Origin of the sequence: Kribbella sp. NPDC026611 (assembly GCF_040638345.1) — a bacterium.
GTDB lineage: Bacteria > Actinomycetota > Actinomycetes > Propionibacteriales > Kribbellaceae > Kribbella.
Map to the genome: position 1 here is coordinate 452,133 of NZ_JBEZYC010000006.1, position 21,348 is coordinate 473,480.

18 protein-coding genes are annotated in these 21,348 nt (G+C 67.2%); 10 read left to right on the plus strand and 8 right to left on the minus strand.

Annotated elements, in window-relative coordinates; genetic code table 11:
- Nucleotides 1-321 precede the first annotated feature (321 nt).
- Nucleotides 322-1,401, plus strand: a complete 1,080-nt coding sequence (locus tag AB0E69_RS26520) for a hypothetical protein (protein ID WP_360151440.1) — start codon at nt 322-324, stop codon at nt 1,399-1,401.
- Between the two features lie 23 nt (nt 1,402-1,424).
- Here the strand turns inward: AB0E69_RS26520 and AB0E69_RS26525 are convergent, their stop codons facing one another.
- From AB0E69_RS26525 to AB0E69_RS26535, 3 genes are all read right to left on the minus strand, one after another.
- Complete coding sequence (locus AB0E69_RS26525) at nt 1,425-2,168, minus strand: MBL fold metallo-hydrolase (RefSeq protein WP_360151443.1); 744 nt, start codon at nt 2,166-2,168, stop codon at nt 1,425-1,427.
- Between the two features lie 661 nt (nt 2,169-2,829).
- Nucleotides 2,830-5,625 (minus strand): glycoside hydrolase family 3 C-terminal domain-containing protein, encoded by a 2,796-nt coding sequence (locus AB0E69_RS26530; protein ID WP_360151446.1) that lies wholly within the window; start codon nt 5,623-5,625, stop codon nt 2,830-2,832.
- Nucleotides 5,626-5,790: 165 nt separating this feature from the next.
- On the minus strand, nt 5,791-6,981 hold the full coding sequence (locus tag AB0E69_RS26535; protein ID WP_360151449.1) for an ROK family transcriptional regulator: 1,191 nt from the start codon (nt 6,979-6,981) through the stop codon (nt 5,791-5,793).
- 108 nt (nt 6,982-7,089) lie between these two features.
- On the opposite strand from AB0E69_RS26535, the gene AB0E69_RS26540 reads away from it, so the two are divergent.
- From AB0E69_RS26540 to AB0E69_RS26560, 5 genes are read left to right on the plus strand one after another with little or no spacing between them, the layout of a single operon-like run.
- Entirely contained in the window at nt 7,090-8,754 is a 1,665-nt protein-coding gene (locus AB0E69_RS26540; protein WP_360151452.1) for an extracellular solute-binding protein, read from the plus strand.
- The gene (locus AB0E69_RS26545; RefSeq protein WP_360151455.1) at nt 8,738-9,730 is read left to right on the plus strand and encodes an ABC transporter permease subunit; all 993 of its coding nucleotides are present in this window, start codon (nt 8,738-8,740) and stop codon (nt 9,728-9,730) included. The genes AB0E69_RS26540 and AB0E69_RS26545 overlap by 17 nt, the downstream gene beginning before the upstream one ends.
- Nucleotides 9,727-10,632, plus strand: coding sequence for a carbohydrate ABC transporter permease (locus AB0E69_RS26550; protein ID WP_360151458.1), 906 nt, complete (start codon nt 9,727-9,729; stop codon nt 10,630-10,632). Before AB0E69_RS26545 ends, AB0E69_RS26550 begins: the two co-directional genes overlap by 4 nt.
- Before the next feature lie 2 nt (nt 10,633-10,634).
- Nucleotides 10,635-12,803 (plus strand): carbohydrate-binding protein, encoded by a 2,169-nt coding sequence (locus AB0E69_RS26555; RefSeq protein WP_360151461.1) that lies wholly within the window; start codon nt 10,635-10,637, stop codon nt 12,801-12,803.
- 44 nt (nt 12,804-12,847) lie between these two features.
- Nucleotides 12,848-13,549, plus strand: coding sequence for a hypothetical protein (locus AB0E69_RS26560; protein WP_360151464.1), 702 nt, complete (start codon nt 12,848-12,850; stop codon nt 13,547-13,549).
- A gap of 81 nt (nt 13,550-13,630) precedes the next feature.
- Here the strand turns inward: AB0E69_RS26560 and AB0E69_RS26565 are convergent, their stop codons facing one another.
- From AB0E69_RS26565 to AB0E69_RS26575, 3 genes are all read right to left on the minus strand, one after another.
- Nucleotides 13,631-14,101 carry a YdeI/OmpD-associated family protein gene (locus AB0E69_RS26565; RefSeq protein WP_360151467.1) on the minus strand — a complete coding sequence of 157 codons (471 nt, stop codon included), beginning with the start codon at nt 14,099-14,101 and terminating at the stop codon, nt 13,631-13,633.
- An 85-nt stretch (nt 14,102-14,186) separates the two neighbouring features.
- Nucleotides 14,187-14,672, minus strand: a complete 486-nt coding sequence (locus AB0E69_RS26570; protein WP_360151470.1) for a hypothetical protein — start codon at nt 14,670-14,672, stop codon at nt 14,187-14,189.
- 54 nt (nt 14,673-14,726) lie between these two features.
- Complete coding sequence (locus AB0E69_RS26575) at nt 14,727-15,248, minus strand: MarR family transcriptional regulator (protein ID WP_360151473.1); 522 nt, start codon at nt 15,246-15,248, stop codon at nt 14,727-14,729.
- Between the two features lie 111 nt (nt 15,249-15,359).
- Here AB0E69_RS26575 and AB0E69_RS26580 point away from each other — a divergent pair, with 111 nt between their 5' ends.
- A complete protein-coding gene (locus tag AB0E69_RS26580) occupies nt 15,360-16,298 on the plus strand; it encodes an NADP-dependent oxidoreductase (protein WP_360151476.1) in 939 nt (312 codons plus the stop codon).
- A gap of 461 nt (nt 16,299-16,759) precedes the next feature.
- On the opposite strand, the gene AB0E69_RS26585 is transcribed toward AB0E69_RS26580, so the two are convergent.
- Complete coding sequence (locus AB0E69_RS26585) at nt 16,760-17,833, minus strand: hypothetical protein (RefSeq protein WP_360151479.1); 1,074 nt, start codon at nt 17,831-17,833, stop codon at nt 16,760-16,762.
- A 363-nt stretch (nt 17,834-18,196) separates the two neighbouring features.
- Between AB0E69_RS26585 and AB0E69_RS26590 the strand changes: the two genes are divergently transcribed.
- Nucleotides 18,197-18,754 carry a hypothetical protein gene (locus tag AB0E69_RS26590; RefSeq protein WP_360151482.1) on the plus strand — a complete coding sequence of 186 codons (558 nt, stop codon included), beginning with the start codon at nt 18,197-18,199 and terminating at the stop codon, nt 18,752-18,754.
- Between the two features lies 1 nt (nt 18,755).
- Nucleotides 18,756-20,192: an NAD(P)/FAD-dependent oxidoreductase gene (locus AB0E69_RS26595; RefSeq protein WP_360151485.1), complete on the plus strand. Its 1,437-nt coding sequence runs from the start codon at nt 18,756-18,758 to the stop codon at nt 20,190-20,192.
- A 10-nt stretch (nt 20,193-20,202) separates the two neighbouring features.
- Here AB0E69_RS26595 and AB0E69_RS26600 read toward each other — a convergent pair whose 3' ends face one another.
- Nucleotides 20,203-20,703: a hypothetical protein gene (locus AB0E69_RS26600; protein WP_360151488.1), complete on the minus strand. Its 501-nt coding sequence runs from the start codon at nt 20,701-20,703 to the stop codon at nt 20,203-20,205.
- Between the two features lie 259 nt (nt 20,704-20,962).
- On the opposite strand from AB0E69_RS26600, the gene AB0E69_RS26605 reads away from it, so the two are divergent.
- Nucleotides 20,963-21,247: a hypothetical protein gene (locus AB0E69_RS26605; RefSeq protein WP_360151491.1), complete on the plus strand. Its 285-nt coding sequence runs from the start codon at nt 20,963-20,965 to the stop codon at nt 21,245-21,247.
- The last annotated feature ends 101 nt before the right edge of the window (nt 21,248-21,348 follow it).

Sequence of the window (21,348 nt, forward strand, 5' to 3'; positions counted from 1 at the left end):
CCGGCTTCGGCTGGTTCTGGATGAAGAACGAAACATCTCAGTTGCCTTTCGTGTCAGCCTCGCGGGAGCCCCAGAACTCGCCTGTCGTGGGCCGCGACATCGGCTGGGTCGGCAGTGCGCCGGACCTACTTCGCCGTCATGGCATCCCCTTGCTCAGCTAGATGCCGCGAACTGAAGGTTTGTTCTCCACCAGGCGGCTACCCCCCGATTCAAACGTTTGGCGGTCAGAAGGTTCCGGGGGCGAGAGATGGCTGTGGTGGGCGATCGGTGCGAGTGTGAGGGGTACCCGTTGCGGCCAAGCCCGCGGGGATGGGGGATGTCATGCAACCAACGCGGCTCGTCAGTGTGTTCGTGCTTGTCGGCGCTCTGCTGGGAGCGGGTGCGGCCTGTAGCAGCAAAGCACCGGAGAACAAGGCGGTCGTTGACCCCGGGCCGGTCAGCCTGCGGCTCGGAACCGCGGACGACTCGGACGCGCCGGGTGGTGCAGCCATCACAGAGTTCGTCCGCCTGGTCCGAACCGCGTCCGGCGGGAAGCTGTTGATCTATCCGGTGTGGCAGGCCTCCGGCTCCGAAGTCCGCGAATGGGACCAAGGGGTCGCGCGGATGGTCAAGAACGAACAACTGCCCATGGGAATGATCCCGGCCAGGGCGTGGGATACCGAGGGAGTGACCAGCCTCCGCGCACTCAACGCGCCGTTCCTGGTGACCTCTGACGCACTCGCGGACGAGATCGTGGGTACTTCGGACCTTGCGGGGGAGATGATGGCCGGCCTCGACAAGGCGGGCGTGTCGGGGCTCGCGTTATTGCCGGAGGGGCTGCGCCATCCGTTCGGATTCGGGCACGCGCTGGTTACGCCCAAGGACTACGCCGGCAAGGGCGTCCGCGCGCCGCGCTCCGACCTCGGGGACGCGACGATCCGCGCGCTCGGCGGCAAGCCGGATGACGCGGTCGGAGACGGGTACGCCGCAGGTGCCCGAGACGGAACGCTGACCGGTGCGGAGACTGGGTTCGTCCTTTCCCTCGACCTTCCCGCCCCGGCCGTCGCGGTCGCCAACCTGACCTTCAACACCAAGGTGAACACGCTCGTCATCAACTCGAAGGTGCTGAACGGGCTGTCCGCTGTGAACCGGAAAATCCTGCAGGACGCCGCGACCGCAACCCAGCGCTGGGTCCTCACCCACCGAACCACGGAGTCAGCCAACGCGACCGCCTTCTGCAACAACGGCGGAAAAATCGTCAACGCAACACCCGCACAACTACAAGCCGCCACCCAGGCCGTCCAACCCCTCTATACCGCCCTCGAAAAAGACACCGCCACCAAGACCCAACTCGACCGCATCCGCCAACTCAAACAATCCCTCAAGATCCCCGCCGAGGACAAAGCCACCCTCTGCCCATGAACTGAGCTGCTTCCCCGGAGCCGCTAGAAGCTGAGCTGCCGCGGCGGCAGACCGACTGACATCTCTTCGATGGCCGAATACAGGTGATGCCAGCCGAGAGTGATCGCGACGGTGCCGTGCCCTGGGTACAGCCCGGCGGGCTTCAATTCGGCAAGTCGGCGGACGGTCTGTGTGGAGTCGGCAATCGAGCAGTCCCAAATGTCCTGGAGGAGGATCCGTCCATTGGCGAAGGCAGCGTCCCCGCTGAACAGGTCGACACCCCCGGAGCGGTGCAGGGCGTAGGAGATATGGCCGCTGCTGTGGCCTGGGGTCGAGAGCACCTCGAGCTCCAGAGCGCCGAGAGTGAGGCGTTGGCCGTCGGTCAGCTCAGCGTCTACTGGGCAGGCCCGGAAGCTGTAGTCGTCGGGATAGCCGCCCGGACGCTTCATCCGGTCGAAACTTGCTGCCCGTTCGTCACCGTCACGCAAGTACGACGCAACCTCCGGTGAAGCCAGCACCTCCGCATCAAGCGCGTCACGGAGCGCCGCGGCCCCGCCGGAGTGGTCGGCGTGTGCGTGCGTCAGGACAATACGGCCGACGGCCGACCGCAGTACTCCGCTGCGCTCGATCTGCGCGAGAATCGGTGCAACGTCGACACCGGCACCCGCGTCGATCAGCACGGCATCCCCTTGGTCAGCCACCAGGTAGACATGGCAGTCGCGGGGATGCGTCATCGAGAAGCCACTCGCACCGCTGCCGACGAGCCAAATGTTGTCGGTCAGTTTCATGAACCCGAAGCCTAGACGCAGCCCTCGCATCCCGCGGACGTATTCAACGCCGTACGGCTCGAACACCAGCTGCTTTGTTGCGGCTCGATGCACTTGATGAGGATGCGAGTGGTCTGACTTTCGTCCGCCAAGGTGTTCCTCCGGGGAAGCATTCATCGAGCTGTTGCGGGCGGGAATTCGATGCCGGCGGGTTCGAGTGCGACGTTCAGGAGGGTGGTGCGTTGGAGGGCGGTGGTGCAGCGGGGGCTGACGAGGATGGACGTCTCGTTGGCGGGGGTGAAGATGTCGCTTCCGTCGAGTGTTGTTGGATCTAGGAGGCGGCCTGCGGGCGCGACAGGTCCGCATCGGCCGGTTACGCGGAGGACCTGCGAGAAGCGGGAACTGATGAGGAACAGGGACGCCCAAAAGGTTCCGACCAGGTCGCCCACTGGACCGTGCTCGTGTGCGACTGCGCGTAACGGAGGAAGGACGGCGGCTCCGGTCAACACACTGCGCGGATCGAACTCCGCCAGCGCCGGGATGTCGGCCCGAAGCCACGAATAGTCGTCCGTGGTGAGCCATCGGAGGTCGGCTGCCTCGACCTCGGAAGGGGACCTGGAAGCCATATCTCCCGCCCATCGTTCGTCCGAACCCCAAGGACAGTTACGAGCGTACTCGGCTGTTACGACGTCAAGCCTTCTAGTACCACGTCCGCTGCGGAGAAGACTGCGTAGAGCGTGTGGGTGCCGGTTGTCGGGGGGAGGGGGCCGGTGAATGGGGTGAGGTGGGGGGTTGGGGGGATTTGGGTGGTGGTGAGGAGCGGGCCGTGGAGGGGGTCGTCCAGGCGGAGTTCGATGGTGGCCTGGGTGGGGCCTCGGTTTGCGGCTGAGAGGGTGTAGTTGCTTTGGGCGTCCATTGCTACGTCGTGGAACGCCAGCCAGGCGTGGGGTTCCAGGGAGATGACGGCGTCGCCGCGCTCGGGGCTGCCGGTGGTCAGGGTGATGGCGCTGTAGTCGTCGAAGCTGGTTGCCGGGAGGTGGGCGAAGGAGCGGGGTGGGATCTGTTCGCCGATGACGTCGAAGGTTGCCGTCAGGCGGACGTCGGTGCTCGACCGGCCGACCATGATGCTGTGCGGGGCCGTCTCGACGCAGTGGCGGTCGCGGGTCACGTCCCAGAAGCCGAGGTCGGTCGCGGCGATGGTCAGCTCGACGTCGGTGCTCTCACCAGGGAGCAGCGGCACGCGCCGGAAGCCGCGGAGTTGCCGTAGCGGTTGCTTGACGCGCGACCGTTGCTGGTGCGTGTACAACTGAACGACTTCGCATCCGGCCCGGTCGCCGGTGTTCGTGACGGTGAACGTGACCCGGACCTCACCGTCCGCCGGTATCGACGGTGTGCTCAGCCGCAGATCGCCGTACGTGAAGGTGGTGTAGCTGAGGCCGTGGCCGAAGGGATAGAGCGGGGTGCCGCGGTAGTACAGGTACGTCGCATCAGCCGCGATGATGTCGTAGTCGAGCAGGCCGGGCAGGTCCGCGGCGGAGTGGTACCAGGTCTGGGTCAGCCGCCCGGACGGGTCGTGGTCGCCGAACAGGATGTCGGCCAGCGCGCGCCCGTACTCCTGCCCGCCGTGCGCGGACCAGAGGATCGCCGGCAGGTGCCGCTCGGCCCAGCCGATCGCGAACGGGTAGCTGCTGCTCAGGACCAGGACCGTCCGCCGGTTCGCGGCGTGGACCTGACGAATCAGCCGATCCTGGGCGGCCGGCAGGTCGAGGCTGTCCCGGTCCTCGGTCTCCCGGCCGTTCACCAACGGGTGGTTGCCAGCGACAACGATCGCGACGTCGGCGCCGGCCGCGAGCTCGGCGGCCCGTGCGGCCCCGTCGACCACGACATCGAGCACGAAGGCCGAGCCCTCGTCGGCGAGAACGACCGTTCCGTCCAGGTGGACAGATAGGTAGCGACCACTGTGCCGATGCTGGATCAGCACCTCATCAGCCTGCCGGACGAGCCGGAACGTCTGCTTGACCTCCCACCCGTTCGGCCCCGGCTGATCCGCTACGACCTCGCCGTCATCGTCAACGCTCACATGGAGCCCGTTCAGCACTGACCGCAGCGCCCACGCACCCCCGCCCCAGTCGAACAGGTCGAACTCATCGCGCTCGGCGCTGGTTCGCAGTACCGCGTCCGGGCCGACGGTGACGTACGACGACGTACCGGCAACCCGGAGCGAGATGCGGTCGACGCCCTCGTGGTACTCGACCCGGTGGTGACCCAGGCGTTCGAGGAGGCCGTCGAGCGCGGTGATCTGATAAGGCAACGTGCCGGCGTACGCGTCCGCGGACAGCGCGCCGGCCAGCGGGCCGATGACGGCAACCCGTGTGAGCGTCGACGCAGCGAGGGGCAGGGCTTGACCGTCGTGCTTGAGCAGCACGATTGCCTGCCGGGCCGCGTCGTGGGCCAGCTGACGGTGGGCGGGGCAGTTGACCACTTCCGGCTCGAGCGCGTGGTACGGGTCGAGCTCGGGCGGATCGAACTCGCCGAGCCGGAACCTGATCGCGAGCACGCGCCGTACTGCGGCTTCGAGGTCTGCAGGCGCGATCAGGCCGCGGTCGAGCGCCGCCGTGAGATGTTCGATCGTCGGGCCGGAATCGGAGTCGTCCTGCGTGAAACTGTCCACGCCGGCGACGACCGCGGCTGCGTACGCGGTCGGGCCGTCGGGCAGGTAGTGCTGCAGGCCGAAGAGGTTGGCGGGCGCGTAGGCGTCGCTGACCACGAGCACGTCGTCGGTCGTCCAGGTCCGGAGTACGTCGTTGATCAGTGGCGTGAGGTGGGCGGGCCGTCCGTTCACCAGGTTGTACGACGGCATCACCGCGACGGCCGCGCCGGCCTCGATCGGCGCGCGGAACGCAGGTAGCTCATAGTCGTGCAGCACCCGCGGGGGCAGGTTGCTCGAGCTCGTGCACCGGCCGGTTTCGTTGTTGTAGGCAAGGAAGTGCTTGAGCGTCGGCGCCGTCTTCAGGTACCGCTGGTCGTCGCCGGCCAGCCCACCGCCGTACGCCGTGGCGATCACCCCGGTCAGCCACGGATCCTCGGCGTACCCCTCCTCGTTGCGGCCCCAGCGCGGGTCACGCAACGGGTTGACCACCGGCGCCCAGACGTTCAGCCCGACACCGGCCGGGTCCTTCTGGTGGAACACGCGGACCTCGTCGCCCACCGCGTCGCCGACCGCGCGAACCAGGTCTGGACTCCAGCTCGTGGCAAGGCCGATCGCCTGCGGGAAGACCGTTGCAGGCCCGTGCCAGGCGACGCCGTGCAGGGCCTCGGTGCCGGTGCGGAACGCCTCCAGGCCGAGCCGCGGGACCGGCGCCTGGTACTGGTGCAGCAGCGCGATCTTCTCGGCCGGAGTGAGCCGGGCGAGCAGGTCGGCGATCCGCTCACCGATCGGCCGCGCCGGGTCGCGGAACGGGGGAGCTGGAGTACTCATGGCGATCGACTCCGTTGGCTGGGTGAGTCGAAACGTCTCGACGGTGCCCTGACAACGGCGGTTATCGAAGCGCTTCGACAAAACGGGCTGAACCGAGGGTTGCATCCCGCGCGCCCAGGGTCAAGACCTCGGGCACTGGCCCGAGGTACGCGTTTTCCCGAGCGCTCAGCCGGGGAGGCGCCCGCTGGTCAGCGGGGTGAAGGCGTGCGCAGTGGCGCCCAGGGGAGTAGCGGTATGAGGGAAGGTCGACGCGACGACGGTGCAGCCGCCGGCATCAGGGGCGATGGTGGCTTCGCGCAGGGCCTTGTCGATCGCGGGAACCAGGTGGTCAGCGAGCAGGGCGTAGGCCCCGCCGAGCACAACGACCTCCGGGTTGAGGATGTTGACAAGGGCCGCGATGCCGTGGCCGAGGTGGGTGCCCGCCTCGGTGAGCACTTGGATGACGTCCGCCTCCCGGTCATCGGCACGCCTCAGCAGCGCCTCGAGTTGGTGCTGTGAGTCGTCCTCCTCCGCCGAGGCGTCGACGCGGGCGAGGATGGCGGGGAGGCTGGCGAGGGCTTCGAGGCAGCCGTGGCGGCCGCAGGGGCAGAGCGGTCCGTCGGGGATCAGGCGGAGGTGGCCGATCTCCCCGACGTACCCGAGATGTCCTTCCAGCGGCCGGCCGTCGGCGATGATCCCGGCGCCGACGCCGGTGTCCCCGGTGAGCTGGATCAGGTTCGGCGTACCGGCGTACTCGCCGTACAGGTGCTCGGCCAGCACCCCCAGCGACGCGTCGTTGTCCACGGTCACGGGAATGTCCGGCCGCGCGAGCGCCGCGGCCAGTTCGGCACACAGCGGCACGTCCCGCCATCCCAGCCCGGCGGCCAGCACGACCGCACCCTCGCGATTCACCAGCCCTGGTACGCCGACCGTGATGCCGAGCACCCGCCGCCCGGTCGACTGCACCGACGTGATCGCGCGGCGAGCCAGGGCAGCGAGCGCCGCGATCGTCTTCGCCGGCCCGGCGTCGACGCCCGGTCCGGCGCGGTGCCAGCGCAGTACCTGCTCGCCGGCCGCGTCGCAGCCGATCGCGGTCAGGCCGCGGGCGCTCACCTCGAGCCCGATCGTGGCGTACGCCGATCCGTCGAGCACGAGCAGCGTTGCCGGCCGGCCGACGTGGTTCTGGGTCTGCTGGGTCTCGCGGACCAGCCGCCGGTCCAGCAGCTCGCCGACGATGCTCGTCACGGTCGCCTTGTTCAGCCCGGTCCCGGACGCGATCGCGGCCCGCGAGCAGGGCGCCGTACGGCGCAGGAAGCCCAGCACGGCCGCCAGGTTGGTGGCGCGGATGTCGGTGTGGTCCGCGGTCTGTGTGATCAAGGTCCGTCCCGTCGAAAGAAGTTCTGGGTCAGTTCTACACCTTGTCGTACCGTCTGCTCTGCGTTAATTTGTTTGGCTACCAGCCCAACTAAGTCTAGGGGATGCGACGTGACCCGACCAGTGATCGGCGGAACCAGCCGCCGGACCTTCATCACCCTGCTCGGCGCCGGTGCGGCGGCCGCCGCCGGCGGGGTCACGCTGACCGGCTGCTCCAACGGCAGCTCAGGTTCCAGTACGACGGGGCGCGCCGAGACCGAGGACAAGCTGTCCGGCCTGTTACCGAAGTACGTCCAGTACGAACCGGTGAAGCCGGACCTGCCGGGGGAGAACGGCGCGTCGCCGGGGTTCACGCACTACCCGAGCGAGCTGAAGCGCGCGGTGCCGGACAAGATGGTGCCGAGCGGCAAGGAAGTGTCGGCGATGACGCCGCTGTGGAGCCCGATCCCGCCGCTGGCCAACAACTCGTACTTCGACGCGAACAACCAGCGGATCGGCGCGCCGGTCAAGTTCAACATCCTGAACGGCAACGACTACGGCGACAAGCTCGGCCCGATCCTTGCGGCCGGCAACGTCCCGGAGCTGCTCTGCATCCCGGGCTGGAACATCTCCGGACTGACCCGGTTCGGGCAGGCCGTGGACAAGCTGTTCGAGGACCTGACGCCGTACCTGGCCGGCGACAAGGCCTCGGCGTACCCGATGCTGGCCAACCTGCCGACCCGCGCCTGGGCCTACGGCGTCTGGAACAGCCAGCTCAAGGCCGTCCCGTTCCCGTCGGACGGGTTCCCGTGGATGATGATGTACCGCAAGGACCTCTTCGACCAGCTCGGCGCGGAGCCGCCGAAGAACGCCGACGACCTGCTGGCGCTCGGCAAGCAGCTGACCGACTCCAAGGCCGGCCGGTGGGCGTTCGGCAGCGTCTCCGACGAGGTGATCCGGTCGTTCGGAGCACCGGGCGGCTGGCGCAAGGACTCCAGCGGCAAGCTGGTCAACAAGATCGAGACGCCGGAGTTCGAGGCAGGCGTGGCCTTCGTCCGGAGGCTGTTCCAGTCCGGGTACGTGCACCCGGAGGTCGTCGCCGGCGGCGGCGCGGACGAGAACGCACTGTTCGAGGGCGGCAAGTTCCTGATCCGGCAGAACGGCCTCGGCGGCTGGCACGAGTCGCTGCAGCGGCAGCTGCCGATCAACCCGAAGTTCAACCCGCAGCCGGTGCTGCCGTTCGCCCACGACGGCGGTACGCCGATCGTCTGGAGCGGTGAGCCGGCCGGGATCTTCACCTTCGTGAAGAAGGGCCTCGGCGAGGCGCGGGTCAAGGAACTGCTCGGTGTCCTGAACTACACCTCCGCGCCGTTCGGGACCGAGGAGTACCAGCTCTACAACTACGGGGTCGAGGGCAAGCACTACACGCGGCAGAGCAACGGCGCGCCGAAGCTGACGCCGCTCGGGCAGAAAGAGGTCTCGCAGACCTACATCTTCCTCGGCGGACGTCCGCTCGCCATCACCGAGAGCGAGTACCCGGGGTACGTCCAGTCGATGTGCGGCTGGCAGAACGCGGCGATCAAGGTGCGGGAGAAGAACCTGTTCGAGGGCATCCGGGTGGAGCAGCCGGCCAAGATGGCCGCGCTGGCCAAGCCGTTCGACGACGCGCTGCAGGACATCTACCGCGGCCGCAAGCCGGTCAGTTACCTGAAGACTGCCGTCAAGCAGTGGCAGGACAACGGCGGCAACGAAGGCCGTGACTTCTACGCCAAGGTTCTCAGTGACAACGGTCGTTAAGCCTCCGGTGGAGGCGGAGCAGACACAGGAGACCAAACAGCCCAGCCATCGGCGCAAGCGCGGTGGAGCGACGTTCCGGCACCGGTTGCGGCGGGACTGGCCGTTGCTGGTGATGGTGGCACCGGTGATCGTGCTGCTGGGCGTGTTCCACTACTTCCCGACGCTCGGCAACGTGATCGCCTTCCAGGACTACTCGCCGTACGCCGGGATCCGCGGCAGCGACTTCATCGGGTTCGCGAACTTCGGCCGGATGTTCGCCGAACCCGCGTTCTGGCGCGCGGTCGCGAACACGCTGTCGATCACCGCGGTGCAGCTGGTGTTCTTCTTCCCGATCCCGATCGGGCTGGCGTTGCTGCTGAACGGCGTCCTGTCCGCGAAGATCCGCAACGTTGTCCAGGGCATCGTCTACCTGCCGCACTTCTTCTCCTGGGTGCTGGTCGTTTCCCTGTTCCAGCAGATGATCGGCGGCGCCGGCCTGCTCTCGCAGACCCTGCGCGATCACGGTCACCAGGCCGTCGACCTGATGACGAAACCCGACACCTTCATCCTGCTGGTCACCGCGCAGGCCGTCTGGAAGGACGCCGGCTGGGGAATGATCGTGTTCCTCGCCGCGCTCTCGACTATCAACCCGGAGCTCTACGAGTCCGCCGCGGCCGACGGCGCGAACCGCTGGCGCCGGTTGTGGCACATCACCCTGCCCGGTCTGCGCCCGGTGATCGTGCTGCTGCTGATCCTGCGCCTCGGCGACGCGCTGACCGTCGGCTTCGAACAGTTCATCCTGCAACGCAGCGCCGTCGGCGGCAGCGCCGCGGAGGTGCTCGACACATACGTCTACTACCAGGGCCTGCTCGTCGGCGACTTCGGCTACGGCGCCGCCGCCGGCCTCTTCAAGGGCGTCGTCGGTCTCGTCCTGGTCCTGGTGGCCAACCGATTCGCGCACATGGTGGGCGAACAGGGGGTGTATTCGCGCTCATGACGACACGAGCTGTCTGGGAGGAAGAACCGACGATCATCGATCGTCTGAGCAAGCCGGTCGTGCTGACGCTGATAGCGCTCGCGGTCGCGTTTCCGCTGTACGTCGTCGTGGTGACCAGCCTGTCCTCGACCGAAGCCGTGACGCGAGCCGGCGGGCTGGTCGTCGTACCACGGGAGCTCACTGTCGCGGCGTACGTGCAGCTGCTCTCCGGCGGGGTGGTCACGCGGGCGCTGGTCATCAGTGTGGCGATCACCGCGATCGGTACGGCGTTCAGCCTCGGAATCACCGTGCTCGCGGCGTACGGGCTGTCCCGGCCGGGATCGTTGTTCCACCGGCCGCTGCTGTTCGTTGTCCTGCTGACGTTCCTGTTCGGGCCCGGCATCATCCCGAGCTACCTGCTGGTCAACTCGCTCGGACTGATCGACCACTACGCCTCGCTGATCCTGCCGGCCGCGATCTCGGCGTTCAACCTGATCGTGATGCGGTCGTTCTTCATGGGCATCCCGACCGAGCTGATCGACAGCGCCCGAATCGACGGAGCCGGTGAGCTCGCCATCCTGCGCCGGATCGTGCTGCCGCTGTCGAAGGCTGTCGTCGCGGTCGTCGGTTTGTTCTACGCGGTCGGCTACTGGAACGCGTTCTTCAACGCGCTGCTCTACATCAACGACAACACCAAGTGGCCGCTGCAAATGGTGCTGCGGACCTACATCGTGCAGCAACAGGCCCTCCCGACCGGGGCCGGCGGCATCGCGACCGGCGTCGGCCTGGGCCTGCAACCGGCACCTGGGCTCGCGATCAAGATGGCGATCGTGGTGATCGCGATCGTGCCGGTGTTGCTGGTCTACCCGTTCATCCAGCGGCACTTTCAGAAGGGCGTCATCATCGGCGCGGTGAAGGGGTGAGCATGAGCTTCGGACGCAGACAGTTCCTTGCCCTGGGCACCGGTACGGCGTTGGTCGCCGCCGGGGGCACTCAAGCGGCTGCGTCGCCGTCGACATTGGCTGGGGGCTATCGCTGGCGCAATGTGGAGATCGTCGGTGGCGGCTTCGTCACCGGGATCATCCACCACCCGGCGAAACGCGGCGTGGTCTATGCACGGACCGACATCGGCGGCGCCGCCCGCTTCGACGGCCGCACCCAGCGCTGGGTCCAGCTGCTGCACTGGATCGGCTGGGACGAGTGGAACTGGACCGGGGTCGAGAGCCTCGCGCTCGACCCGAAGGATCCGCAACGGCTGTACCTGGCGGTCGGCACGTACACGAACGAGTGGTCGCCGATCAACGGCGCGATTCTGCGGTCCTGCGACCAGGGCCGGACGTTCGAGCGCACTGACCTGCCGTTCAAGCTCGGTGGCAACGAGCCTGGTCGTTCGATGGGCGAGCGCCTGGTGGTCGATCCCCTCGACGGCCGCGTGCTCTACCTCGGCACTCGCAACCAGGGCCTCTGGCGGAGCGCCGATCGCGGGGTCACCTGGGCGCGGGTGGACAGCTTCCCGGCCGTCGGCAGCCCCGGCATCGGTATCGGCTTCGTCTTCGTGGACCCGCGCAACGGCACCGTCTACGCCGGCGTGTCCGACCCTGCGAACCCGCTCTGGCGCAGCACGGACGCCGGCGCGACCTGGTCACCGCTGGCGGGCCAACCGACCGGTCTGCTTCCGCACCACGGTGAACTAGGGGCCGACGGCAACATCTACGTCACGTACGGCGACCTGCCGGGGCCGTACGAGATGCATGACGGCGCCGTCCACAAGTTCAGCACCGCAACCGGCGAGTGGACCGACATCACCCCGCTCCGGCCGAACACCGGCGGCGAGTCAGGGTTCGGGTACGGCGGTCTGTCGACGGATCCCCGCAGTCCCGGCACCGTGATGGTGTCCACGATGAGCCGTTGGGGACCGGTCGACGACATCTTCCGCTCGATCGACGGGGGCCGGACCTGGCATTCGATCGGTGAGCGGATCGTGCTGGACACATCGGGAGCGCCGTACCTGAACTTCCACGGCACGGCCAAGCTGGGCTGGATGATCGGGGACATCTCGATCGACCCGTTCGACTCGGACAGGGTCCTCTATGTCACCGGCGCGACGATCTTCGGTACGGACGACGTGACCGAGGCGGAGGCGGGCCGCAGTACGCACTGGTCCGTCGCCGCGCAGGGGCTCGAGGAGACCGCCGTACTGGACCTGATCAGTCCGCCGTGGGGGCCGCCGTTGATCAGCGCGCTCGGCGACATCGGCGTCTATCGGCATGACCGGTTGGACGTCGTACCGCCGGACGGACAGGCGGCGAATCCGGTCAGCGGGACGTCTCCAAGTCTCGACTATGCGGCCCTGGCACCGGGCTTCGTCGTCCGGCTGGCGAATGCGAACGCCGGCGAACGCGGCGCCTATTCGACCGACGCCGGGAAGAGTTGGCAGCCGTTCACCGGCGAGCCGGCCGGGATGACACAGACCGGCCGAGCCGCGGTCGGTGCCGACGCGCGGACGATCGTGTGGTCGCCGGGTGACGTCGTCGCGCACTATTCCCGGGACCGTGGGGCGACCTGGACCGAGATCACCGGGCTGCCGGTCACTGCGGTGGTGGTGGGGGATCGGGTCGATCCGGCGATGTTCTACGCCTTCGATCCCGCGGCCGGCCAGGCGTACGTCAGCTCGAACGGTGGCGCAACCTTCACCGCGACGGCAGGCGGCCTGCCGATCGGAGCGGGGAAGCTCGAGACCGTGCTGGATCGTGCCGGCCACTGCTGGCTGGCGACGGGGGCGGGCGGATTGTTCCGCTCGGTCGACCGCGGGCTGACGTATTTGCCCTTGGCATCGATCCAGGAGGCGTACACGATCGGTTTCGGCAAGGCCGCGCCGCGGCGGCGGGAGATGGCTGCGTACACGTCGGGCAAGGTCGCCGGGGTGCGCGGCATCTTCCGTTCGGACGACAGCGGTGCGTCATGGGTGCGGGTGAACGACGACCGCCATCAGTACGCCTCGACCGGCGAGGCGATCACCGGTGATCCGCGCGTGTACGGGCGCGTTTACCTGTCGACCAACGGCTTCGGCATCCCGTACGGAGAGCCGGCCTGACCAGTTCTGCTTCATCTCAACGCCCAAGGATGAGAGGAACCGTAATGACAAAGTGGTGGAGAGCCGTAACAGCAGTGGTGGCAGTACTCGCGGCGGGCGCGGCGGGCCTGGTGGCCGCCGTACCGGCGAACGCCGCGGCCTGGTCGTCGTCGGACAAATGGGCCACCTGGTCCAACGGCGGCTACACGATCCGCAACGACGTCTGGGGCGGCGGCGCCGGCCCGCAGACGATCTGGGCCAACTCCTACAGCAACTGGGGAGTCTGGGCCGACCACCCGAACACCGGCGGCGTGAAGGCGTACCCGCACTCCGCCCGCAACATCGGCCGGCGGGTCAGCGCACTCGGCAGCCTGACCAGCAACTTCTCCGTCAACAGGCCCGGCAGCGGTGCGTACACGACGACGTACGACATCTGGGCCGACAACAACGCCTACGAGATCATGCTCTGGGCCAACAAGCAGGGCGCCGTCGGCCCGATCGGCTCCAGGCAAACCACGACGACGGTCGGCGGCCACACCTGGGACGTGTACCGCGGCAGCAACGGCTCGAACGCCGTCTTCTCCTTCGTCCGCACGTCCAACACCAACTCCGGAACCCTCGACATCAAGGCGATCCTGAACTGGATCCGCAACGCCGGCTGGATGGGCGACGCCACCGTCGGCGAAGTCCAATTCGGCTTCGAGATCACCTCCTCATCCGGCGGCCAGAACTTCACCACCAACTCGTACTCCGTCAGTTCCTCCTAACCCCCCAGCCGGGGCTCCCTGACACCGCTGCCCCTCAGGGAGCCCCACCGGCGGGACTCCTGTGTGCGCTCGAGTCGGGCGTCATGGGCGTGGGCGTTGTTTGGTTTGGGCTGCGAGTAGGTTGACCACTTCAGCGATGCGGGCTGCGCGGAGATCTGGTCGGCGGGTGGTGGCGTCGATCCAGCGGAGGTACGCCTTGCGGTAGAACTGCGCCAGGGTGTCGAAGAAGGCGGCCGCGGCTGGGTCGGCTTCCAGTGCTGCGGCGATGTCGTCGGCAAGGTCTTCGCGTTGCGGGCCCTCGGGGGCCAGCTCGACCGTCACCTCATCGCCGATCGCGACGCCGGTGTCTCGTAACCACAGCGGGGTGACGGTCAGTACCCATCCGCTCCCGGTCGACGTCAGCCTCCCGCGGACCCGCCTGCCGTCGATCGTGCCACCGACGGGATGATCGGCCTTGGCGCCCCACGTCTGGTCCGGATCGAACGGCACAACGATGACCGCGCGGTCACGCGGACCCGCGGCGACTACGGCGCGAAACTCCTGTCGACTCACAACCTCGAGCCTGGCACGCTTCCGACAACCGTGAAAGGCCACCTCCGGGCTGTCGGGACCCGCGGTCTTCTGGGCCAACGCCTGGTTAGGGAACCAGGTGGATGTCGATGATTGCTTGGTTGTCGCCGGCGTACGGTGCGCGGAGGGTGACGCCGGGCGGGTCGTCGGATCGGGGTTGGATGGCGCCGATGACTACGGTGTCGCCGAAGGTGTGCGGGTCCGCGGTCAGAGTTCCGCTGCCGCCACGGATTGCTCCGGTCAGGGCGAAGGTGGCGGTGTCGCCGGCGACGGTAATCGCCAACGTGCTGCCGCGAAACTTGATCTTCTGGCCACTCCTGACCAGGACCTGGCAGTCACCGTCAGCACAGGCCGATAGGTTCCTGCCGTCTTTGGCGTGGGGTGCCGGTCGCGGCTTCGGGGTCGGCTTGGGCGGCGGAACGGGGGGCGGCGTGGCAGTTGGCGTCGGCGACGTGCCGGCTGGGGTGGATGGGCTTTGTGTACCGGTGGGCTCCTCGACGGAACCGCAAGCGGCGAGCAGGAGGGCGGCCAGTGCGACCGGTACGAACTTCATGACGGTCAGCATGACGAGCCACGCAGATCAGCTGAGCCGGTTGGCCGCAACCGGTCAGTCGGGCTGATCGGTTCTGGGTGTTGTTCTGCGCCGGCGCGGTCCGGCCGACCGCGGCGGTGTCCGACGCATGTGGTCTCGGGCGCGACCGAGGATATCGGCGAGGGTCTCGATGTCGGAGCCGGACAGCGGGGAGAACAGCAGGTCGTCGAGGACCGCGATGTGCCCCGGGAAGACCTTCGCGAGCACAGCCCGTCCGTCGTCGGTGAGGCTGACGGTGATGCTGCGCTCGTCGTCGGAGGACTGGATGCGGGTCACCAGACCCCGCTTCTCGAGCGTCTGAGCCTGGTAGGTCAGTCCGCTGCGGCTGTAGACGACGCCGTCAGCCAGATCGGTCATCCGCCGGCTGCCCGCCGGAGCGTCGCCCAGCGTGGCCAGCAGTTGGAACTGTACGTAGCTGAGATCCCCGGCGTCGCGCAGCTGCTGCTCAACCGCGTGCTTCAGCAGGCTGCTCGCCTCGATGAGGGCGAAGTAGGCGCCCAGCTGCGTGGCATCCAAGGGCCGCGGCGAAGAGGTCATGGGGTCATCGTATCAGTGCTTCTAATTCGAAGTACTTGCTTCTAGTTCGAAGCAATGCTACGGTCGATCTCAGTTGCTTCGAATCCGAAGCACATACTGAGGAGACAGATCATGAAGGCAGTACGGTTCCACCAGACAGGCGGCCCCGAGGTGCTGCGCTACGAGGACGCCGACCAGCCGCTTCCGGGCAGGGGTGAGGTGCGGATCCAGGTCGCCGGCTCGGCGTTCAACCCGGCTGACGGCGGGATCCGCGGCGGCTTCGTGCCGATCCCGGTGACGCTGCCGCACATTCCGGGGTACGACGTCTCGGGCACGATCGACGCGCTCGGCGACGGCGTGGACAGCTTCACGGTGGGCGAGAACGTCGTCGGATTCATCCCCATGAACGCCGACGGTTCGGCAGCGCAGTACGTCGTCGCTCCGGCGGACTCCCTGGTCACGGCTCCGACGCGCATCCCGCTGGCCGATGCCGCCGGGCTGCCGTCGGTCGGGCTCACCGCCTCACAGGCGCTCTTCGAGGCCGGCGGGTTGAAGGCCGGCCAGCGGGTCCTGATCAACGGTGCCGGCGGCCCGGTGGGCGGGTACGCGGTCCAGCTGGCCAAGCGCGCAGGTGCGTACGTCGTCGCCACAGCCAGCCCGCGCAGCATCGAGATCGTCAAGGCGGCCGGTGCGGACGAGATCATCGACCACACCGCGACGTCCGTGCTCGAGGCGGTGACCGAGCCGGTCGATGTGCTGCTCAATCTGGCACCGATCACGCCCGACGGGTTCGCTGCCCTGGTTCCACTCGTCCGGGACGGGGGTGTGGTCGTCTCCACGACACCTACGGTGCCGACACCCGGCGACGAGGCTCGCAACGTGCGCGCGGTAACGATCTTCGTCCATCCCGACGCCAACGTGCTCTCGCAGCTCGTGGCGCTGGTCGACAGCGGCGACCTCGACGTGGCGATCGCCCGGCGCGTGCCGCTGAGCGAACTACCCACGATCCACCAACAGGCCGAGGCAGGCGAAACCCACGGCAAGATCGTGGCCATCCCACCCGCCGTCTGACCATCCCTTCAAGGCCCCCGCCCCCTGGGCGGGGGCCTGGCGGATCATGGACCCGCCGGAATGGCAGATCCCCGGGGCTGATGTCGGCAGATTCGCAGGCCGGCGCGAGGCGAAGAACCTCCCCCAGCCGCCACACGAACAGGGCGGTGTACCCCGCGATCCTGGAGCCGGGCTTCGAGTTAGTCTCCGTCCAGAGTCGCGGACCGGCTGCGACGACGGTGCGAAACTCCTGTCGACTCACAACCGCTTGCCTGGCACGCTCGCAACGGCCGTGAAGACCACCTCCACGCACAGAGGGGGCTCGCTTCGAGGCACCAGGTGCCGCTCCCAAGTACGCCGCCCGATGTCGTAGGCATCCAATTGGAGACGACACTCGTATGAGTTCCCGCGAGAAGCGTTGCTATTGGGGCTCGACGTGGATGACGTAACGATTGTCGCCATTGTCCTCGTCGCGAACCAACTCAGGCAATTCCGGGATGTCTGCGAGGTGGATCGCCCAATCGAACCGCGCTTCGACGGCGCCACCAAGCACGTTCTCCTCGCAGACGACCCGCGCGTTCCAAGGGTGATATTGCTGGACTCCACGCAACTCTGACTGTTGCGCCTGGGTAGGTGAACCCGGTCCTGAAAGTATGCTCTTTCGGCCAACCCTCGGACTCTCCCTCTCCATCGTTCGACCTTCCCGACGCACTCTCGGACATCTCCTCCAGCTTTTCAATACCGAGAAATACTTCCACGCGTAGGTCCGGGAGAGCTGGACCGCGGACTCTGATCTTGCCTTCCAGGCAAATTCTCCCAAAGATCAGCGGAAAGCTGCCCGGCACGTTCTGAAACGAAGTTCCGCGCATGAAGAGGACGCTGGCGGCTCCTGGAGGAAGCGCTGTTATTCCAAGCTTCGCAGCGGGAAGTTCAATGCGGCCATCGCCATGAGGCTTGCCAATCTTCGCCAGCTGGTCGCGGTTGTAATCCACTGAATGGGACTTCTCGATTCGCAATCCAGGTACTGGCGATGACACTCGGTATCGGTATTCCTCGAAGTACCCCTGCGGCGCGCCCTCGGTTGAACTGATCAACCATGGACTGCGCGGCTCAGCCTCAACGCTGGAGATGTTGCGGCCAATCGATTCGTTGTCACACGTTACCTTAAGTGTTCGAGGCTTCTCTTCCCATTCCAAATATATCGTCCATTGTGCGCTCGTTGTGATAGCGCGCACCGACTCCAGTTCGAGCTGTAGATTACTTATATATTCCTGCGGTGCATTTGCCCCGAAGATCGTGGTGAGTGCAAGTTTAGCTATCTCTCGCACCAGAATAGATTTTAGTAGGCGATCAACTGTGAATCCTAAAATGCTGGCGACAAACAATCCCTCGGCCAGGGCGGAAACTCCCTCGGACCACCAAGAATCGCCGAAATCGTGGGTTGGCCCCCTGAGGAGCAGGGTCAATGCGGAGACGGCCATAACTAAACCAAGGAAAATATAGAAAGTCCAAGGCTTTTGTTCGCGTTGAGTTGCTCGTCCCGACCAATCTGTCACACTCCCACTCCGATCTCTCTACCCGCAGAACGCACGGACGGCAGTGCCCCCCACCTGTGTCTTGTCCTTGTATCGGAGCCTGAACTGTCCTCGTTACCATCCAGGCGAGCAGTGTGACTGAGCGCCACGCTGAGGACGGTTGGACGCGGATAGCTGAGGTCGGCCTATGTCAGGCGACACACTCTGCTTCCTTGACTCGAGGTGCCGGAGTCGGTCTTCAAGTCGTCAGCGGACCCCCTGCGCGAGGCTTCGCAGGTAGAACGTTCTGTCTTGACAGGGAGGCAGAACGATCGCCATCCTGTAGATGGAACGTTCGGTCTACCTGCTGAGCCGCGTCCGCTTCCACCACTTGAGAGGATCATCGTGACCACCGTTGACTCAACGACCGCCGGAGGAGTCGCCTCGGCGCTGCGCCGGCTGTACTTCGTGCGGTTCGCGTTCGCCATCGTCTGGGCCGCCCTGCTGTTCACCACGAAAACGCACCTCGGACCGCTCGCCGTCATCCTGGTCGTCGTCTATCCCTTGTTCGACGTCGCTGCGGCTGTCGTGGACGCTCGTTCGTCCGGTGCCGCCGGGTCGGCTCGCGGCCTGTACGTGAACATCGCGATCAGCCTGCTCGCCACCGTCGGCATGGCGATCGCCAGCTCGTCCGGTGTGCCTGCGGTCCTGCGTGTGTGGGGCGCGTGGGCGATCGTCGCCGGGCTGATCCAGTTGGTCGTGGCCGTCGGCCGCCGCAAGCTGGGCGGTCAGTGGCCGATGATCCTCAGCGGCGGCCTGTCCGTGCTGGCCGGCGGGTCGTTCGTCGCGGCCGCCTCCGCGTCGAACCCGGCGCTGACCAACATCGGCGGGTACGCCGTTCTCGGCGGCATCTTCTTCCTCGTCTCGGCGATCCGCCTCGGCCGCGCCGCCAAGAGGAGCTGACATGACCACGACGTACGACGTCGTCATCATCGGCGCGGGACCGGTCGGGGAGAACGTCGCCGACCGAGTCGTACAGGGCGGTCTGACCGCCGCCGTCGTCGAGCGTGAACTGGTCGGCGGCGAGTGTTCGTACTGGGCCTGCATGCCGACCAAGGCCCTGCTACGGAGTGCCGCGGCGCTCCGCGCGGCCCGGCAGGTGCCCGGCGCACGTGAAGCGGTGACGGGTGATCTGGACGTGGCCGCGGTACTCCGCCGTCGCGACTCCTTCGCCTCGCACTGGGAGGACGACGGACAGGCGTCCTGGCTCGCGTCGGTGGGTGTTCCGCTGTACCGCGGACACGGCCGGCTCAGCTCCGAGCGGGTTGTCGAGGTGACCGGAAAGGACGGCACCACGACGACACTGACCGCACGACATGCGGTCGTCGTCGCAACCGGCAGCGGCGCATTGGTCCCGGACATCGAAGGCCTGCGCAAGGCTGCACCGTGGACCAGCCGGGAGGCGGTCGCGGCGCAAGAGGTTCCGGGCCGGCTCGCCATCATCGGTGGGGGAGTGGTCGCCTCGGAAATGGCGACTGCCTTCTCCGATCTCGGGTCGTCGGTGACGATGCTGGCTCGCGACGGCGTACTGCACCTGGCGGAACCGTTCGTGGGGGAGCGAGTCGCGGAATCGTTGCAGGAAAAGGGTGTTTCGGTGCGCATCGGAGCCGAAGCGGTCGCGGTGAAACGCAACGAAGACGGAACGGTCTCCATCACGCTGGCCGACGGCGAGCAGGTCGACGCCGACGAGCTCCTCGTCGCGATCGGCCGTACTCCGAACACGCAGGACCTCGGACTGGACACCGTCGGCCTGACGCCGGGCGCGTGGCTCCTTGTCGACGGCACGATGCGGGTCGTCGGCGAGGACGGCGGCCTGATCGGTGACGGGTGGCTCTACGCTGCCGGGGATGTGAACCACCGCGTTTTGCTGACGCATCAGGGCAAGTACCAGGCCCGCGCCGTGGGCGACGTGATCGTGGCGCGTGCCAAGGGCAAAGAGGTCGACGACGGCCCGTGGGGCCGACACGCGACCACCGCCGACGAGCGCGCCGTACCACAGGTGGTGTTCACCGATCCGGAAGTCGCGTCGGTTGGACAGACCGCAGCCGCCGCCGAGGCCGCCGGGCTGCGGATCCGGGTCATCGACTACGACCTGGCCGCCACTGCTGGATCTTCTCTGCAGGCCGAGGGCTATCGCGGTCACGCCCGGATGGTCGTCGACGAGGATCGTCAGGTGATCGTCGGTTTCACCCTCGTCGGCCCGGACGTCGCGGAAATGCTGCATGCGGCAACCATCGCCGTAGCCGGCGAGGTTCCGCTGCACCGGCTCTGGCACGCGGTCCCCGCCTTCCCCACCGTCAGCGAGGTATGGCTAAGACTCCTCGAGGCGTACGGCCGCTAGATCGGATGCGTCAGGTGTCGGAGCGGTCGTGTTCGAGGCGGTTGCGGCGGTCCTGTTCGCGTTTGGAGTAGGCGGCGGCGCGGATGGCTTCATCCGACTCCAAGCCTGAGCCGAGGCCGCCGCCTACCGTTGCTGCCGATGCGACGAACCAGGCCAGGACGAAAAGGTCACCGTGGCTGATTGGAACATTGACGTAGCTGCGCATCACGCCCGGGTCGGGGACGAAGAACGCCCAGGCCAGGTTCACGACGTACAGGGCGGCGTAACAGATGAGTCCGCCGGCCAGCAAGGTCAGCAGCGTCGAGGTGTTGTAGAGGCGCGACCTTTCCCGTGCCTGTGGGGAGTCGTCGTCGGGCCGGTCCCACAGCTCGCCGTCGATCACGAGCCAGGCGGCGACGAGCGCGATCGAGGCGACGCTCGCGATCACCAGCCGCCACCACGACAGCGAGCCTGCCAGCAGCCAGATCGTGGAGTTGACGGTGGCTACGGCCCCCGTCGCCAGTGCCGCCACCAACGCAGACTTCAGGCCGGGCACCAGCAGCCACGGTCCGGTTGGCGAGCACCATACCCATCAGCAGGCGCCAGTGGCCGCGCACCCGCGGAAGGGGCACGCGGTGCTCGTCGTTCGTGGTTGGGTCCGCCATACCGCTGACCAGTGAGCGCACCGCCCGACGGGCGCGGCTGTGCATCCGGAGTCCGCCCAGCGCAGGCAGGGACAGTACCGCGGTCCGTTGCTCCGGGTCGGTGTCGACCAATAGGTGCCGGCCCTCATGGTCGTGCAGTGGAAGTTCGGTCAGACCGATCACGAGATCCCAGTCCCGCCGGCGCGCGTGGTCCTGCAGCCGGGCCACGGCGCGGTCGACGTCTTCGGAGCCGGTGGTGAACGGCTCACTCACCACGGTGACGTGCCAACTGTCCTGACCGTCGAGTGGGCGCAGATCGGTCAGTCTCTTGGCGATCTCGGTGGGCGCGGCCGGATCAGCCACCAGACCAACGCGAATGGCTCCCATTGCAACCCGGTACCCGTCACAGCATCGACGACACCGTGTGACTGAGCTCTAGAACACAACCGCGCTCGCGCTCCTGATCGGGTCGCTGGTCCTCGGGAAGGCGACGGCGGGGAGTCAGTCGCTGGCCGCCGCCGGACAAGTGTGGC

Coding starts and splice junctions, on each gene's coding strand:
- AB0E69_RS26520 (WP_360151440.1), top strand. CDS start 322: ATGCAACCAACGCGGCTCGTCAGTGTGTTCGTGCTTGTCGGCGCTCTG.
- AB0E69_RS26525 (WP_360151443.1), bottom strand. CDS start 2,168: ATGAAACTGACCGACAACATTTGGCTCGTCGGCAGCGGTGCGAGTGGC.
- AB0E69_RS26530 (WP_360151446.1), bottom strand. CDS start 5,625: ATGAGTACTCCAGCTCCCCCGTTCCGCGACCCGGCGCGGCCGATCGGT.
- AB0E69_RS26550 (WP_360151458.1), top strand. CDS start 9,727: ATGACGACACGAGCTGTCTGGGAGGAAGAACCGACGATCATCGATCGT.
- AB0E69_RS26555 (WP_360151461.1), top strand. CDS start 10,635: ATGAGCTTCGGACGCAGACAGTTCCTTGCCCTGGGCACCGGTACGGCG.
- AB0E69_RS26560 (WP_360151464.1), top strand. CDS start 12,848: ATGACAAAGTGGTGGAGAGCCGTAACAGCAGTGGTGGCAGTACTCGCG.
- AB0E69_RS26570 (WP_360151470.1), bottom strand. CDS start 14,672: ATGAAGTTCGTACCGGTCGCACTGGCCGCCCTCCTGCTCGCCGCTTGC.
- AB0E69_RS26575 (WP_360151473.1), bottom strand. CDS start 15,248: ATGACCTCTTCGCCGCGGCCCTTGGATGCCACGCAGCTGGGCGCCTAC.
- AB0E69_RS26580 (WP_360151476.1), top strand. CDS start 15,360: ATGAAGGCAGTACGGTTCCACCAGACAGGCGGCCCCGAGGTGCTGCGC.
- AB0E69_RS26595 (WP_360151485.1), top strand. CDS start 18,756: ATGACCACGACGTACGACGTCGTCATCATCGGCGCGGGACCGGTCGGG.
- AB0E69_RS26605 (WP_360151491.1), top strand. CDS start 20,963: ATGGTCGTGCAGTGGAAGTTCGGTCAGACCGATCACGAGATCCCAGTC.